Raw genomic sequence first — 14,440 nt, 5'->3', positions numbered from 1 at the left:
GAACGATCAGGTACTCACCTGAATCAGCGCTTATCGCGGCGCTTTTTGTCGGCTTTCTTGTGGTGCGACATCATGCGGCGTTTCTTGTTGACCTGACGGTCGGTCAGCGAAGTCTTATTACCTTCGTACGGGTTCTCGCCGCCCTTGAACTCGATGCGGATCGGCGTACCGACCAGCTTCAAGACACGACGGTAAGTGTTTTCCAGATAGCGCACGTAAGACTTCGGCACCTTCTCGATCTGGTTACCGTGAATCACGATGATCGGCGGGTTGGCACCACCCAAGTGGGCATAACGCAGCTTGATCCGGCGGTTGTTGACCATCGGCGGCGCGTGCTCACCCACCGCATCTTCCAGAATGGTGGTCAGGCGGTTGGTTGGCCAGCGAGTGACCGCAGACTTGAACGAGTTCTGTACGGAGGCGTAGAGGTTGCCCACGCCCGTGCCGTGCAGGGCCGAGATGAAGTGGATGTCGGCGTAGTCAACGAAGAACAGCCGACGTTGCAGCTCGACTTTCACGAAGTCGCGCTCGCTCGGCGTCATGCCGTCCCACTTGTTGATCGCGATCACCAGCGCACGACCCGACTCAATGGCGAAGCCCAGCAGGTTAAGATCGTGATCGACCACGCCTTCGCGGGCGTCCATCACAAAGATCACCACGTTGGCGTCTTTGATCGCTTGCAGGGTTTTGACCACGGAGAATTTTTCAACTTCTTCGTGGATCTTGCCGCGCTTGCGCACACCGGCGGTGTCGATCAGCGTGTACTTTTCGTCGTTACGTTCGAACGGGATGTAGATACTGTCGCGGGTGGTGCCGGGCTCGTCATACACGATGACACGGTCTTCACCGAGCATGCGGTTGACCAGGGTCGACTTGCCGACGTTCGGGCGGCCGATGATGGCGATCTTGATCCCGTCTTTTTCGCTTGGACCAGGAATGCGCTTGGCTTCCTCGCCTTCGGCCACGATCTCTTCTTCGCCTTCTTCCAGCTCGTCATCGTCTTTCGGGAAGTCGCTGAGGGCGATTTCCAGCATCTGGGTGATGCCACGACCGTGGGCACCTGCGATCGGGATCGCGTGGCCCATGCCCAACGGGGCGAACTCGGCGCGGGCCATTTCAGGGTCGATGTTGTCGACCTTGTTGGCAACCACGTAGGAACGCTTGTTACGTTTGCGCAAATGCTCGGCGATCATCTGGTCGGCGGCGGTGAAACCGGCCTTGGCATCTACCAGGAACAGAACGACATCGGCTTCTTCAATGGCCAGCAGCGACTGCTCGGCCATTTTTTCGTCCATACCGTGCTCGTCACCGGAGATACCGCCGGTGTCGACCAGAATGTAGGAACGCCCTTGCCACTTGGCCTCACCGTATTGGCGATCACGGGTCAGACCGGACAAGTCGCCGACGATGGCGTCGCGAGTCCTGGTCAGGCGGTTGAACAAGGTGGATTTGCCGACGTTCGGTCGGCCCACCAGGGCGATTACGGGAACCATGCGGCTCTCCACTTCGTTAATTCAGAAAATACAAAAGCCGCTGCGAGGCAGCGGCTGGTGCTCGGGGCAGCGCTTGAAGGCGCCGCAAGCCTTGCAGAACAAGGCCGCCTGGGGGTTAAACCCCAAGCATAGTCAAATCTTTACTTAATGGTCAGGGCTTCCAGTTTGCCACTGTTGCCATACACATAAATCGTGTCACCCACCACCAGCGGACGGGCGCGCAGGCCGTCGCTGTCGATGCGCTCGCGGCCGACGAAACGACCGTCCACCTGGCTCAGCAGGTGCAGGTAGCCTTCCATGTCGCCGACTGCAACGTAGCTGGAGAACACTTCCGGAGCCGACAGTTGACGGCGAGCCAGCGAATCGTTGCTCCACAAGGCTGTGGTGGAACGTTCGTCGACGCCTTCAACGGTGCCCGAAGACAGGCTCACGTAGACGCTGCCAAAACCCTGGGCGACGCCGGCATAGCTGGAAGCATCACGCTGCCAGAGCTGACGACCGCTTTGCAGGTCCAGTGCCGCAACGCGACCCTGGTAGCTGGCGACGTACAGAGTTTCGCCGGACAGCAGCAGACCGCCGTCGATATCGACTACGCGCTCCAGTTCCGAACGACCCTGTGGGATCGCAACCCGTTGTTCCCACACCGGCACGCCGTTGGAAATATCGAGAGCAACCACTTTACCGGTCGACAGGCCAGCCACCGCGAGGCGGTTGGTGACGACTGGCGCACTGGTGCCGCGCAGGGTCAGGACCGCTGGCGTGCTGTCATACAACCAGCGCTGGGTGCCGGTAGCCGCGTCCAGGCCGATCAGACGATCGTCCTGAGTCTGAACCACCACAACGTCGCCGTTGTTGGCCGGCGGTGCGAGGACTTCGCTGGTCACGCGAGCGCGCCATTTCTCTTCGCCGTTGGTCGCGTCCAGGGCAACGATTTCACCCTTGAGCGTACCGATCGTGAGCAGACCGTAACCCACGCCAACGGCGCCGGAAACTGGCAAGTCGAGATCTTTCTTCCATTTGACGTCGCCATTGCTGCGATCCATCGCCACGACTTCACCCGTGACGTCGGCGGCATAGATGGTATCGCCATCGATGGCCGGCACCAGCATGTTGTAGGTTTCGCCCTGACCGTCACCGATCGAACGACTCCACTGCTTGTGCAGAACCACTTCTTCTTTGAAGTCGGTCAACTCGGCCGGCGGCAATTCTTTTTTGCTGTTGCTGCTGCAACCCGCGGCCAGAACGGCCAGAGCCAGCAATGCTGCATGTTTCCAACGGATCACGTCACGCATCCCCTTTGGCCAGGTCGTCCAGCTTGATTTGTAGGCCACCGACTGCCGCTTCATCCGACAGTGCTGCCTTGGCTTTTTGATACGCCGTGTTCGCTTCATCGGTACGACCCAACTGCACCAGCAGGTCGCCCTTGAGTTCTTCGCGAGTGGCCAGGAACGACTTGTCGGCATCGCCTTCAAGCAGTTTCAGGGCGTCCTCGACCTTGTTCTGTGCAGCCAGAACCTGGGCCAGACGCTGACGGGCGATTTCGCCCAGCGCCGGGTTGGCCGGTTTGTCAGCAATGGCTTTCAGCTCACTGGCCGCGTCGTCCAGCTTGCCGCTGTCGACCGCGACTTTCGCGACGAACAGGCTGCCGTATTGCGCGTAAGCAGAACCGCCGAACTCACTGTTGAGCTTGCCGGCCAGGTCCGCAACACGGGCTGCGTCAGGCTTGCCGTCAGGCGTCAGCGTGGTTTCCAGCAGTTGCTGATAGAGAATCGAGGCGCCTTGCGACTGATTGCTCTGATACTTGTGAAAGGCCTGCCAGCCGAACACGATGACCAGCGCCAACAGGCCGCCAGTGACCAGGGGCTTGCCGTTACGTGTCCACCAGTCTTTCAAATCCGCCAGTTGTTCGTCTTCGGTACTCGACACCCCAATACTCCTTAATCGCTAAATCGGCTGTTTGACAGCTTCAACCCTGCACGACGCAGGTGGCCAGGTGTGCAGCGAGCGCATCCCAGGCAATGCTTTGTTGTTCGCCCTGGCCACGCAGGGGTTTGAAACCTACCACTTGCTGGGCCATCTCGTCGTCACCGAGGATCAGCGCATACAACGCACCGCTCTTGTCGGCTTTCTTGAACTGACTTTTGAAACTGCCGGCGCCGGCATTGACTTGCAGGCGCAGGTTGGGCAATTGGTCACGCACACGTTCACTCAAGGCCAGACCGGCCAGCTCGGCGGCTTCACCGAAGGCGCAGAGGTAGACGTCGACCTGACGGGAGATCTCTTGCGGGATCTGCTCCAGGGTTTCCAACAGCAGCACCAGGCGCTCGATGCCCATGGCGAAACCAACGCCAGGGGTCGGCTTGCCGCCCATCTGCTCCACCAGACCATCGTAACGACCACCGGCACACACGGTGCCCTGGGCGCCCAGCTTGTCGGTGACCCATTCGAAAACGGTCTTGCTGTAGTAATCCAGCCCGCGAACCAGCTTCGGGTTGATCACATAAGGAATGCCGGCAGCGTCGAGGCGAGCCTTGAGGCCCTCGAAGTGCACGCGGGATTCGTCGTCGAGGTAGTCGGCCATTTTCGGCGCGTCGACCAGGACCGCTTGAGTGTCGGCGTTCTTGGTGTCCAGGACCCGCAACGGGTTGGTCTTCAGACGGCGCTGGCTGTCTTCGTCGAGCTTGTCCAGGCGAGCCGAAAGGAACTCGACCAAGGCCTCGCGATAACGACCACGGGACTCAGCGGTACCCAGGCTGTTGAGCTCAAGCTTGACCGCATCACGGATGCCCAGCTCGCCCCACAGGCGCCAGGTCAGGATGATCAGCTCGGCGTCGATGTCCGGACCGTCGAGGTTGAACACTTCGACACCGATCTGGTGGAACTGACGATAACGGCCTTTCTGCGGACGTTCGTGGCGGAACATCGGGCCGATGTACCAGAGTTTCTGCACCTGGCCGCCGCCGGTGATGCCGTGTTCGAGCACCGCACGCACGCAGGCCGCCGTGCCTTCAGGGCGCAGGGTCAGGGAATCGCCGTTGCGGTCCTCGAAGGTGTACATCTCTTTTTCGACGATGTCGGTCACTTCACCGATGGAGCGCTTGAACAGCTCGGTGAACTCGACGATCGGCATGCGGATCTGCTTGTAACCGTAGTTATCCAGCAAACGCGAGACGGTGCCCTCGAAATGACGCCACAGGGGCGTCTGCTCGGGCAGGATGTCGTTCATGCCACGTATGGCTTGCAGAGACTTGCTCACAAAAAATCCTTAAATTCGTTTGATCAGCCGCGAGCGATTACAGCTGCGTCGGCTTCGACCTTTTCGGCCGCTTTCTGGCGGATCAAACGTTCAAGCTCATCCACCAGATTGTCATTCGTCAGTTTCTGCGACGGTTTGCCGTCGATGTAAATCAGGTTTGGCGTGCCGCCGGTCAAGCCGATATGGGCTTCCTTGGCTTCGCCCGGCCCGTTGACCACGCAACCGATGACCGCAACATCCAGCGGCACCAGCAGGTCTTCAAGGCGCACTTCCAGCTCGTTCATGGTCTTGACCACATCGAAGTTCTGCCGCGAGCAGCTCGGGCAGGCGATGAAGTTGATACCACGGGACCGCAGGTGCAGGGATTTGAGAATGTCGTAGCCGACTTTCACTTCCTCGACCGGGTCAGCCGCCAACGAGATGCGAATAGTATCGCCAATCCCTTCGGCGAGCAGCATACCGAGGCCCACGGCGGATTTCACCGTGCCTGAACGCAAACCACCGGCTTCGGTGATGCCCAGGTGCAGCGGCTGGACGATTTCCTTGGCCAGCAAGCGGTAGGCGGCGACGGCCATGAACACGTCGGACGCCTTCACGCTGACCTTGAAGTCCCTGAAATTCAGGCGTTCCAGGTGCTCGACGTGACGCAGGGCCGATTCGACCAGCGCGGCCGGGGTCGGCTCGCCGTATTTCTTTTGCAGGTCTTTTTCCAGGGAACCGGCGTTCACGCCGATACGGATCGGGATCCCGCGGTCACGGGCAGCATCGACCACCGCACGTACGCGGTCTTCACGACCGATGTTGCCCGGGTTGATGCGCAGGCAGTCAACGCCCAGTTCGGCTACGCGCAACGCGATCTTGTAGTCGAAATGAATGTCGGCCACCAAGGGCACCTTGACCAATTGCTTGATCTTGCCGAACGCTTCGGCGGCATCCATATCCGGCACGGAAATGCGCACGATATCGACGCCTGCGGCTTCCAGACGATTGATCTGGGCCACGGTGGCGGCCACGTCATTGGTGTCGCTGTTGGTCATGCTCTGCACAGCGATGGGCGCATCGCCGCCAACAGGCACGTTACCGACCCAGATCTTGCGGGATTCGCGACGTTTGATTGGAGATTCGCCGTGCATGACTTATTGACCCAACTTCAGGCGAGCAGTCTCGCCACTGGTGAACGGAGCGACATCAACCACCTGACCGTTGTAGCTGACCTGCGCGCCACGGGCAAAGCCCAGACGCACGGCAAACGGCGGCTTGCCGCTGACGGAAATGTTTTCGCCTTTGCGCTTGAGACCGCTCAACAGCACTTTGCCGGAGCCATCGGTCACTTGCGTCCAGCAATCGGCGGTGAACAGTAGTTGCACCTGGCCTTGACCGGCCACTGGAGCGGCGGCGGCAGTGGCGGTCGGAGCAACGGCGGCAGGTGCAACCGGTGCGGCCACGGTTGGTGCTGGAGCGGCTGGCGCTGGAGCAACTGGCGCGGCGACTACCGGGGCGGCGTTGTGAACCGGTGCGGCAGGGGTTGCTGCCGGAGCGACGGGCGCTGGAGTCGGCGCGGTGGCTTCAGCCTCGGCCGGTGCTTCAGACGACGTCTCGGACTGCGGCAACGCCAGCGTGGTTCCAGCTTCAGTCTGACCTTCCGCGACAGCCTGGTCTTCCGGCTCGTCCAGCGGATGGATCTGGGTGGTGCCGTCGGCGCCTTCGACTTCTACGTGTTCCGGGGCCAGCGTGGCCAGGTCCTTGGTGCGCAAGGAGGTTTGATCCTGCCACCAGACAAAACCACCGCCAATCACCGCGATCAGCAACAGCAGGCTGACAATGCGCAAAATGGTGTGGGATACCCGAACCGGCTCTTCGATACGACCCAGGCTGTGGACGTTGCTGCCTTGGGAGTCGGTGCCGGTGGATTGGTCGAATTGCTGCACCAGAACGGTCTGGTCCATGCCGAGCAATTTGGCGTACGCACGAATGTAACCGCGAGCAAAGGTATGCCCCGGCAGCTTGTCGAAAGCGCCGGCTTCCAGATTACCCAGGGAATTGACGGTGAGGTTGAGCTTGAGGGCCACTTCGGCCAGCGACCAGCCATTGCTTTCGCGGGCCTGGCGCAATGTTTCACCGGGGTTAACGCGATTCGCTGCTACAACTTCGGGATGCGCCGCTTTCATCATTGCTCCGACAGGTATTGCTGATATTCCGGCGTACCGGGATAGAGTCGTTTTAATTGCAGGCCAAAACTGGCGGCCTTGTCGCGATCTTCAAACACTTTTGCCAGCCGAACGCCGAGCAATAGACTACGTGCATTTTGTTCGGTGAGCAGGCTAAAACGGTCGTAATAGTCACGCGCGGGCACATAATGCCTGTCTTCGTAAGACAACTCAGCCATTTCCAGCAATGCGCGTGGTTGTTGGCGGTTCAAACGCAGGGCTTTTTCCAGTTGCTGCTGGGCCAGGTCACGCTGACCAAGCTTGGAAGCGGTCATGCCAAGGTTCTCGAACACCCGTGAACGCTCAGGATACAGGGTATCGGCGGCGGCTTGCTCAAAGCGCTCGTAGGCTTCCTTGTAACGTTTCTCTTCGTACAGAAAACTGCCGTAGTTGTTCAGGATGCGTGCATCGCCGGGACGGGAGGACAGCGCCTTGCGAAAATGCTGGTCGGCCAGCTCCGGCTCCATCTCGGCCTGGAACACCAGACCCAACGCCGCGTTGGCGTCAGGGTCGGAATCGTCCAGGTCCAGGGCCTTTTTCAATGGCACCTTCGCCCGCTCGGTCATCCCTTGCTGCAAGTACCCCAGCCCCAGTTGCACGTAGGCGACACGCGCTTCATCGCGGCCCTTGCTGGTCTTCATCGGGTTGAAATCGCCCGACAGGACACAACCAGCACAGAGGCTGGCCAACAGCACAAGCAGCGCAAAGCGCAGGGACATAGAGATCCTCTCTTTAGTTGTTGTTCGCTGCGTTTTGCGCCAGATCGTTTTCGGCGCTCAATTCACGCACCGCGATATAACGTTCGCTGCGACGGGTGCGATCCAGCACCTGTCCTACCAATTGGCCACACGCGGCGTCGATGTCTTCACCACGGGTGGTGCGGACGGTGACATTGAAGCCGGCATGGTGAAGCTGATCCTGGAAACGGCGAATGGCGTTGTTGCTCGGACGCTCATAGCCGGAATGCGGGAACGGGTTAAACGGAATCAGGTTGATCTTGCACGGGACGTTCTTGAGCAACTCGATCATCTCGACCGCATGCTCAACCTTGTCGTTGATGTCCTTGAGCATGGTGTACTCAATGGTCAACACACGCTTCTCGCCCAAGGTCGCCATGTAGCGCTGGCAAGATTCGAGCAGCATCTTAAGCGGATATTTCTTGTTGATCGGCACCAATTGGTTACGCAATGCGTCATTCGGTGCGTGCAGCGACAACGCCAGGGACACGTCGATGTGCTTGGACAGCTCATCGATCATCGGCACCACGCCCGAAGTGGACAGGGTTACGCGGCGCTTGGAGATCCCGTAGCCCAGGTCATCCATCATCAGATGCATGGCGGCCACGACGTTGTCGAAGTTCAGCAGCGGCTCACCCATGCCCATCATCACCACGTTGGTGATGGCACGGTCGGCGGTCGCCGGGATGCTGCCGAACGATTTATTGGCGATCCACACCTGGCCGATGACTTCGGCGGCGGTGAGGTTGCTGTTGAAACCTTGCTTGCCAGTGGAGCAGAAACTGCAATCCAGGGCACAGCCTGCCTGGGACGAAACGCACAGAGTGCCGCGCTTGCCCTGGGGAATATAGACGGTCTCGACGCAGCTGCCGGACGCCACACGCACCACCCATTTACGGGTGCCGTCGGTGGAAATGTCCTCGCTGACGACTTCAGGACCACGAACTTCAGCAATCACCTTGAGCTTGTCGCGCAAGGCTTTGCTGACGTTCGTCATGGCGTCGAAATCATCGACGCCAAGGTGGTGAATCCATTTCATTACCTGACCGGCACGGAAACGCTTCTCCCCGATTGAGTCGAAGAATTTTTCCATTTCCAGCTGAGTCAGACCCAGCAGGTTAGTTTTTACAGTCGATGTAGTCATGGATTCACCTTCACTCATAAGCCAATGCTTAGCGAGTGGTTACTTCAGTAGCTGCGAAGAAGTACGAGATTTCGCGAGCAGCAGCGGCTTCGGAGTCCGAACCGTGTACAGCGTTGGCGTCGATGGAATCAGCGAAGTCAGCGCGGATGGTGCCGGCAGCAGCTTCTTTAGGGTTGGTAGCGCCCATCAGCTCACGGTTCAGAGCGATAGCGTTTTCGCCTTCCAGAACCTGAACGACAACCGGACCGGAGATCATGAAGGAAACCAGGTCGCCGAAGAAACCACGAGCGCTGTGCTCAGCGTAGAAGCCTTCAGCTTCGGCTTTGGACAGTTGCTTCAGTTTCGAAGCTACAACGCGCAGGCCAGCTTTTTCAAAACGAGTAGTGATCTCGCCGATAACGTTTTTTGCAACTGCGTCAGGCTTGATGATGGAGAAAGTACGTTGAACAGCCATGGTGTAACTCCAGAAACGGTAATTTGTGAAAAATTAAACCCGCGAATTATACGCGGGTTCTTGGGTATTGCCTAACTGCGTACGGTGCAGACTCAGTCTGCTTCTTCGATCCAGGCGGCCTGAATGGCTTCAAGCACCTTCTCGCCACCGCGGGTCGGATCATCACTGAACTCCGGCAATGCCAGCACCCACTGGTGCAGTTCGACGAAGTTCACGTAACGCGGATCCACATCCGGCTTGGTTTCAGCCAGTTGGATCGCGATTTCCAGCACATCAACCCATTTCAGACTCATGTCACTTCCTTGAATCAGTGCGGCGCTTCGGCTGCATGGTTGAGCGAGTATTTCGGAATTTCAACGGTCAGGTCTTCAGTCCCGACGATCGCCTGACAGCCTAGACGAGATTGCGGCTCAAGGCCCCAGGCCCGATCAAGAAAGTCTTCTTCCAGCTCATCGGCTTCTTCGAGCGAGTTGAAACCTTCGCGAACGATGCAGTGGCAAGTGGTGCAGGCACAAACGCCGCCACAGGCACTTTCCATCTCGATATGGTTGTCATGGGCCACTTCGAGAATGGACTTACCGGTTTCAGCCTCGACAACCATTCCGTCCGGGCAATGTTCGGCGTGAGGCAGAAAAATGATCTGCGGCATCAGTTATTCCTCGATTTCATTCAGGTTGCGCCCCGCCAGCGCGGCTTTCACCGTCGAGTCCAGGCGGCGGGCAGCAAAGGCGTCGGTCACTTGCGACAGACGCTTGGTCTGCTGCTCGATGGCAAAACCATCGGTGCCTTTCATCAATTCGGTCAGTTCCTGCATCTGCAACTCGATGACCATGCGCTCTTCGGCGTCGAGCAGGCGTTCGCCGTCGACATCGAGGGCGCCCTGCACCGCTTCGATCAGGCGCTGGGCATCGACTTGCTGCTCGCGCAATACGCGGGCGACTTTGTCGTCGTTGGCGTATTCGAACGAATCCTTGAGCATCTTGGTGATTTCACCGTCGGTCAGGCCGTAGGACGGCTTGACCTGGATGCTGGCTTCAACGCCCGAACCCAGTTCGCGGGCGGCAACGCTGAGCAGACCGTCGGCATCGACCTGGAAGGTCACGCGAATTTTCGCCGCACCGGCCACCATCGCCGGAATACCGCGCAATTCGAAGCGTGCCAGGGAACGGCAGTCGCTGATCAGCTCGCGCTCGCCCTGCAACACGTGGATCGCCATGGCCGACTGGCCATCTTTATAGGTGGTGAAGTCCTGGGCGCGGGCGACGGGGATGGTGGTGTTACGCGGAATCACCTTCTCCATCAGGCCGCCCATGGTTTCCAGCCCCAGGGACAACGGAATCACGTCGAGCAGCAGCAGTTCGCCGCCATCGCGCTTGTTGCCAGCCAGGGTATCGGCCTGGATCGCGGCACCGATGGCCACCACTTGATCCGGGTCGATTTCGGTCAGCGGTTGGCGACCAAAGGCTTCGGCGACGGCATCGCGAACACGAGGTACACGGGTCGAACCGCCGACCATGACCACAGCGTGAACGTCTTCCAACTCGATGCCGGAATCACGCACGGCACGGCGACAAGCTTTCAGGCTGCGGGCAACCATCGGCTCGATCAGCGCATCGAAGGCTTCGCGGGTGAGTTGAGCTTTCCAGTCGCCGTAAGCCACTTCGACGCTTACGACCGTAGTCAGCGCTTCTTTGGCCGCGCAGGCGGCTTGCAGCAGATGACGTTGCGCACCCGGATCGAGGTCGGCGGACAAACCGGCGCTCTCGATGATCCAGCCAGCAATCGCGTGATCGAAGTCATCGCCGCCCAAGGCACTGTCGCCCCCGGTGGCCAGCACTTCGAAGACACCGCCGGTCAGGCGCAGAATCGAAATATCGAAAGTACCGCCGCCCAGGTCATAAATAGCAACCAGGCCTTCAGCGTGTTGATCCAGACCGTAAGCCACGGCAGCTGCGGTCGGCTCATTGAGCAAACGCAACACATTCAGACCGGCCAGTTTGGCCGCATCCTTGGTGGCTTGACGTTGAGCGTCGTCGAAATAGGCCGGAACGGTAATCACCGCGCCGACCAATTCGCCACCCAACGTGGCCTCGGCGCGCTGACGCAGCACCTTGAGGATTTCGGCGGAGACTTCGACCGGGCTTTTCGGACCTTGCACGGTGTCGATGAACGGCATGTGCGACTCGCCACCGACAAAGCGGTATGGCAGTTGGTCGCCCAATTGCTTGACGTCGGACAGACCACGACCCATCAAGCGCTTGACCGACAGCACGGTGTTCAAGGGATCGGTAGCGGCGGACAGCTTGGCGGATTCGCCAACCTCGACGCGATCGGCGTGATAGCGCACGGCGGACGGCAGGATGACCTGACCGTTGGCGTCGGCCAGAGGCTCGGAAAGACCACTGCGCAATGCAGCGACCAGCGAATTGGTAGTGCCCAAGTCGATCCCCACAGCCAGACGACGCTGGTGCGGTTGAGGACTTTGGCCGGGTTCGGCGATCTGCAGTAGGGCCATCGTAATCAGGACTTATCTGTATATCAGGCGTGCGACCGGAGCGGCACTGGGTTAATCGTCGAGGCGCTCTTCTAACTGGCGCACTTCGTAGGTGAGCTTGTCGAGGAACTGCATGCGCCGCATCAGGCGTTCGGCCTGCTCACGTTGCGCTGCGTCATCCCAACAGGCTGCGAAGCTTTCGTTCAGCTCATCCTGCGCAACCTTCAAGCGACGCTTGAACACGGCAATGCCGGCCAGGTCGGCGCTGTCTTGCAGGTCTTCGAGTTCTTCGCGCCATTGCATCTGCTGCAGAAGAAACTCCGGATCGTGCACCGTGACCTCCAGCGGCAACTCACGACCACCCATGGCGAGCAAGTAACGCGCGCGCTTCGGGGGATTCTTGAGCGTCTGGTAGGCCTCGTTGAGGTTCGCGGATTGCTCGAGCGCCAGCCGCTGCTCGCGCTCGGAAGCGTCGGCGAAGCGGTCCGGATGAACACCGCGCGCCAACTCACGATAGCGCGTGGCCAACTGCTCGAGATCCAGACGGAAGCTCGGCTGCAGTTCAAATAAAGCGAAATGACAAGGAGTACCCACGCGCAGCCTCAGATGTTGAAGCTTTCGCCGCAGCCACATTCACCGCGTACGTTGGGATTGTTGAACTTGAAGCCTTCGTTCAACCCTTCCTTGACGAAATCGAGCTCGGTGCCGTCCAGGTATGAGAGGCTTTTCGGGTCGATGATCACTTTCTCGCCGTGACTTTCGAACACCTGATCCTCTGCAACCACCTCGTCGACGAACTCCAGCACGTAGGCAAGGCCGGAACAGCCTGTGGTGCGAACACCCAGACGAATCCCTTCACCTTTGCCGCGCCCGTTGAGGGAGCGTCGCACGTGTTGAGCTGCCGCTTCTGTCATGCTGATAGCCATCGGTGACTCCTTACTCGTCGCCAAATCTTGAAAGTCAGATCAAGCCTTTCTTCTGCTTGTAGTCGCGAACGGCCGCTTTGATAGCGTCTTCAGCGAGTACGGAGCAGTGAATTTTTACTGGCGGCAAGGCCAGTTCTTCGGCCAGCTGAGTGTTCTTGATGGTCTCTGCTTCATCCAGAGTCTTGCCTTTCATCCACTCGGTCGCCAGGGAGCTGGAGGCGATAGCCGAACCGCAACCGTAGGTCTTGAACTTGGCGTCTTCGATGATGCCTTGCTCGTTAACCTTGATCTGCAGGCGCATCACGTCGCCGCACGCCGGAGCGCCGACCATGCCAGTGCCGACATCCGGGTCTTCCGCGTCCATCTTGCCGACGTTGCGCGGGTTTTCGTAGTGGTCGATGACCTTTTCGCTGTAAGCCATGATTCTTAATCCTCACTCATCAGAGAGTCGCTCTTGAGCCCTGAAACCTTAAGTTCACAGGGCCGGTTTGCGGCGACTTGAAATCAGTGTGCCGCCCACTCGATTTTCGAAATGTCGACACCGTCTTTGTACATGTCCCACAGCGGCGACAAAGTGCGCAGCTTGGTAACGGCCTCGCAGACTTTCTGCGCGGCGTAGTCGATTTCTTCTTCGGTGGTGAAACGGCCGAAGGTGAAGCGAATCGAGCTGTGTGCCAGTTCGTCGTTGCGGCCCAGGGCGCGCAGTACGTACGAAGGCTCCAGGGAAGCCGAGGTGCAGGCCGAACCGGACGAAACCGCCAGATCCTTGAGGGCCATGATCAGCGACTCGCCTTCAACGTAGTTGAAGCTCAAGTTCAGGTTGTGCGGTACGCGGGCGGTCATGCTGCCGTTGATGTACAGCTCTTCCAGGTCTTCGACCTGTTTGAAGAAGCGGTCGCTCAGGGCTTTGATGCGCACGTTCTCGGCAGCCATGTCTTCCTTGGCTACGCGGAATGCTTCACCCATGCCGACGATCTGGTGGGTCGCCAGGGTGCCGGAACGCATGCCACGCTCGTGTCCGCCGCCGTGCATGGTCGCTTCGATGCGAACACGCGGCTTGCGGCTGACGTACAGCGCGCCGATGCCTTTAGGGCCGTAGGTTTTGTGGGCAGAGAACGACATCATGTCGACTTTCAGCTTCTGCAGGTCGATCTCGACCTTGCCAGTGGACTGAGCGGCGTCGACATGGAACAGGATGCCCTTCGAACGAAGCAGTTCGCCGATGGCTTCGATGTCGTTGATGGTGCCGATTTCGTTGTTCACGTGCATGACCGAAACCAGGATGGTGTCGTCACGCAGTGCAGCTTCGATCATGGCTGGCGTTACCAGGCCATCAGTCTGAGGCTCGAGGTAGGTCACTTCGAAACCTTCACGCTCCAGTTGGCGCATGGTGTCGAGGACAGCCTTGTGCTCAATCTTGGTGGTGATCAGGTGTTTGCCCTTGGTCGCATAGAAATGCGCCGCACCCTTGATTGCCAGGTTGTCGGACTCGGTGGCGCCGGAGGTCCAGACGATTTCACGCGGGTCGGCGTTGACCAGGTCAGCGACCTGACGACGAGCGTTTTCAACGGACTCTTCAGCTTTCCAGCCGAACACATGGGAACGGGACGCCGGGTTACCGAAGTTTCCGTCGACCAGCAGGCATTCACTCATCTTTTGCGCGACACGCGGATCAACCGGGGTGGTCGCAGAGTAATCAAGGTAAATCGGCAATTTCATGGACTATCTC

At 59.2% G+C, this 14,440-nt stretch carries 16 protein-coding genes; all 16 read right to left on the bottom strand.

Annotated features, from left to right (window positions below; genetic code table 11):
- Positions 1 to 23: 23 nt before the first annotated feature.
- The 16 genes from der to HKK52_RS26670 all read right to left on the bottom strand — a co-directional run bounded on the left by der (position 24) and on the right by HKK52_RS26670 (position 14,430).
- Positions 24 to 1,493: a ribosome biogenesis GTPase Der gene (gene der / locus HKK52_RS26745; protein ID WP_008147761.1), complete on the bottom strand. Its 1,470-nt coding sequence runs from the start codon at positions 1,491 to 1,493 to the stop codon at positions 24 to 26.
- 140 nt (positions 1,494 to 1,633) lie between these two features.
- Positions 1,634 to 2,785, bottom strand: coding sequence for an outer membrane protein assembly factor BamB (bamB, locus tag HKK52_RS26740; protein ID WP_169373242.1), 1,152 nt, complete (start codon positions 2,783 to 2,785; stop codon positions 1,634 to 1,636).
- Positions 2,778 to 3,419, bottom strand: coding sequence for a tetratricopeptide repeat protein (locus HKK52_RS26735; protein ID WP_169373241.1), 642 nt, complete (start codon positions 3,417 to 3,419; stop codon positions 2,778 to 2,780). The genes bamB and HKK52_RS26735 overlap by 8 nt, the downstream gene beginning before the upstream one ends.
- A gap of 40 nt (positions 3,420 to 3,459) precedes the next feature.
- Positions 3,460 to 4,749: a histidine--tRNA ligase gene (hisS, locus tag HKK52_RS26730; RefSeq protein WP_123410235.1), complete on the bottom strand. Its 1,290-nt coding sequence runs from the start codon at positions 4,747 to 4,749 to the stop codon at positions 3,460 to 3,462.
- 23 nt (positions 4,750 to 4,772) lie between these two features.
- Positions 4,773 to 5,882, bottom strand: coding sequence for a flavodoxin-dependent (E)-4-hydroxy-3-methylbut-2-enyl-diphosphate synthase (gene ispG, locus HKK52_RS26725; RefSeq protein ID WP_169373240.1), 1,110 nt, complete (start codon positions 5,880 to 5,882; stop codon positions 4,773 to 4,775).
- Positions 5,883 to 5,885: 3 nt separating this feature from the next.
- Positions 5,886 to 6,917, bottom strand: a complete 1,032-nt coding sequence (locus HKK52_RS26720) for a RodZ domain-containing protein (protein WP_169373239.1) — start codon at positions 6,915 to 6,917, stop codon at positions 5,886 to 5,888.
- Positions 6,917 to 7,675, bottom strand: coding sequence for a type IV pilus biogenesis/stability protein PilW (gene pilW, locus HKK52_RS26715; RefSeq protein ID WP_149658076.1), 759 nt, complete (start codon positions 7,673 to 7,675; stop codon positions 6,917 to 6,919). Before pilW ends, HKK52_RS26720 begins: the two co-directional genes overlap by 1 nt.
- Before the next feature lie 13 nt (positions 7,676 to 7,688).
- The gene (gene rlmN, locus HKK52_RS26710; protein ID WP_169373238.1) at positions 7,689 to 8,837 is read right to left on the bottom strand and encodes a 23S rRNA (adenine(2503)-C(2))-methyltransferase RlmN; all 1,149 of its coding nucleotides are present in this window, start codon (positions 8,835 to 8,837) and stop codon (positions 7,689 to 7,691) included.
- A 28-nt stretch (positions 8,838 to 8,865) separates the two neighbouring features.
- The gene (ndk, locus tag HKK52_RS26705; RefSeq protein WP_042560926.1) at positions 8,866 to 9,291 is read right to left on the bottom strand and encodes a nucleoside-diphosphate kinase; all 426 of its coding nucleotides are present in this window, start codon (positions 9,289 to 9,291) and stop codon (positions 8,866 to 8,868) included.
- A gap of 92 nt (positions 9,292 to 9,383) precedes the next feature.
- Positions 9,384 to 9,584, bottom strand: coding sequence for a Fe-S cluster assembly protein IscX (gene iscX, locus HKK52_RS26700; protein ID WP_169373237.1), 201 nt, complete (start codon positions 9,582 to 9,584; stop codon positions 9,384 to 9,386).
- A gap of 14 nt (positions 9,585 to 9,598) precedes the next feature.
- Positions 9,599 to 9,940, bottom strand: coding sequence for an ISC system 2Fe-2S type ferredoxin (gene fdx / locus HKK52_RS26695; protein ID WP_123410229.1), 342 nt, complete (start codon positions 9,938 to 9,940; stop codon positions 9,599 to 9,601).
- Positions 9,941 to 9,943: 3 nt separating this feature from the next.
- Positions 9,944 to 11,806 carry a Fe-S protein assembly chaperone HscA gene (gene hscA, locus HKK52_RS26690; RefSeq protein ID WP_169373236.1) on the bottom strand — a complete coding sequence of 621 codons (1,863 nt, stop codon included), beginning with the start codon at positions 11,804 to 11,806 and terminating at the stop codon, positions 9,944 to 9,946.
- Positions 11,807 to 11,857: 51 nt separating this feature from the next.
- Entirely contained in the window at positions 11,858 to 12,379 is a 522-nt protein-coding gene (hscB, locus tag HKK52_RS26685) for a co-chaperone HscB (protein WP_123410227.1), read from the bottom strand.
- An 8-nt stretch (positions 12,380 to 12,387) separates the two neighbouring features.
- Positions 12,388 to 12,711 carry an iron-sulfur cluster assembly protein IscA gene (gene iscA / locus HKK52_RS26680; RefSeq protein ID WP_054045385.1) on the bottom strand — a complete coding sequence of 108 codons (324 nt, stop codon included), beginning with the start codon at positions 12,709 to 12,711 and terminating at the stop codon, positions 12,388 to 12,390.
- Positions 12,712 to 12,745: 34 nt separating this feature from the next.
- A complete protein-coding gene (gene iscU, locus HKK52_RS26675) occupies positions 12,746 to 13,132 on the bottom strand; it encodes a Fe-S cluster assembly scaffold IscU (protein ID WP_003443374.1) in 387 nt (128 codons plus the stop codon).
- An 83-nt stretch (positions 13,133 to 13,215) separates the two neighbouring features.
- Positions 13,216 to 14,430 (bottom strand): IscS subfamily cysteine desulfurase, encoded by a 1,215-nt coding sequence (locus tag HKK52_RS26670; RefSeq protein ID WP_169373235.1) that lies wholly within the window; start codon positions 14,428 to 14,430, stop codon positions 13,216 to 13,218.
- Positions 14,431 to 14,440: the final 10 nt, after the last annotated feature.

This window comes from Pseudomonas sp. ADAK2 (genome assembly GCF_012935755.1).
In the GTDB taxonomy this organism is placed as follows: Bacteria; Pseudomonadota; Gammaproteobacteria; order Pseudomonadales; family Pseudomonadaceae; genus Aquipseudomonas.
Note: the sequence above shows the minus strand (reverse complement) of the source record. Positions and strands in the feature narration are given on the sequence as shown.

Coding starts and splice junctions, on each gene's coding strand:
- der (WP_008147761.1), bottom strand. CDS start 1,493: ATGGTTCCCGTAATCGCCCTGGTGGGCCGACCGAACGTCGGCAAATCC.
- bamB (WP_169373242.1), bottom strand. CDS start 2,785: ATGCGTGACGTGATCCGTTGGAAACATGCAGCATTGCTGGCTCTGGCC.
- ispG (WP_169373240.1), bottom strand. CDS start 5,882: ATGCACGGCGAATCTCCAATCAAACGTCGCGAATCCCGCAAGATCTGG.
- HKK52_RS26720 (WP_169373239.1), bottom strand. CDS start 6,917: ATGAAAGCGGCGCATCCCGAAGTTGTAGCAGCGAATCGCGTTAACCCC.
- pilW (WP_149658076.1), bottom strand. CDS start 7,675: ATGTCCCTGCGCTTTGCGCTGCTTGTGCTGTTGGCCAGCCTCTGTGCT.
- rlmN (WP_169373238.1), bottom strand. CDS start 8,837: ATGACTACATCGACTGTAAAAACTAACCTGCTGGGTCTGACTCAGCTG.
- ndk (WP_042560926.1), bottom strand. CDS start 9,291: ATGGCTGTTCAACGTACTTTCTCCATCATCAAGCCTGACGCAGTTGCA.
- iscX (WP_169373237.1), bottom strand. CDS start 9,584: ATGAGTCTGAAATGGGTTGATGTGCTGGAAATCGCGATCCAACTGGCT.
- fdx (WP_123410229.1), bottom strand. CDS start 9,940: ATGCCGCAGATCATTTTTCTGCCTCACGCCGAACATTGCCCGGACGGA.
- hscA (WP_169373236.1), bottom strand. CDS start 11,806: ATGGCCCTACTGCAGATCGCCGAACCCGGCCAAAGTCCTCAACCGCAC.
- iscA (WP_054045385.1), bottom strand. CDS start 12,711: ATGGCTATCAGCATGACAGAAGCGGCAGCTCAACACGTGCGACGCTCC.
- iscU (WP_003443374.1), bottom strand. CDS start 13,132: ATGGCTTACAGCGAAAAGGTCATCGACCACTACGAAAACCCGCGCAAC.
- HKK52_RS26670 (WP_169373235.1), bottom strand. CDS start 14,430: ATGAAATTGCCGATTTACCTTGATTACTCTGCGACCACCCCGGTTGAT.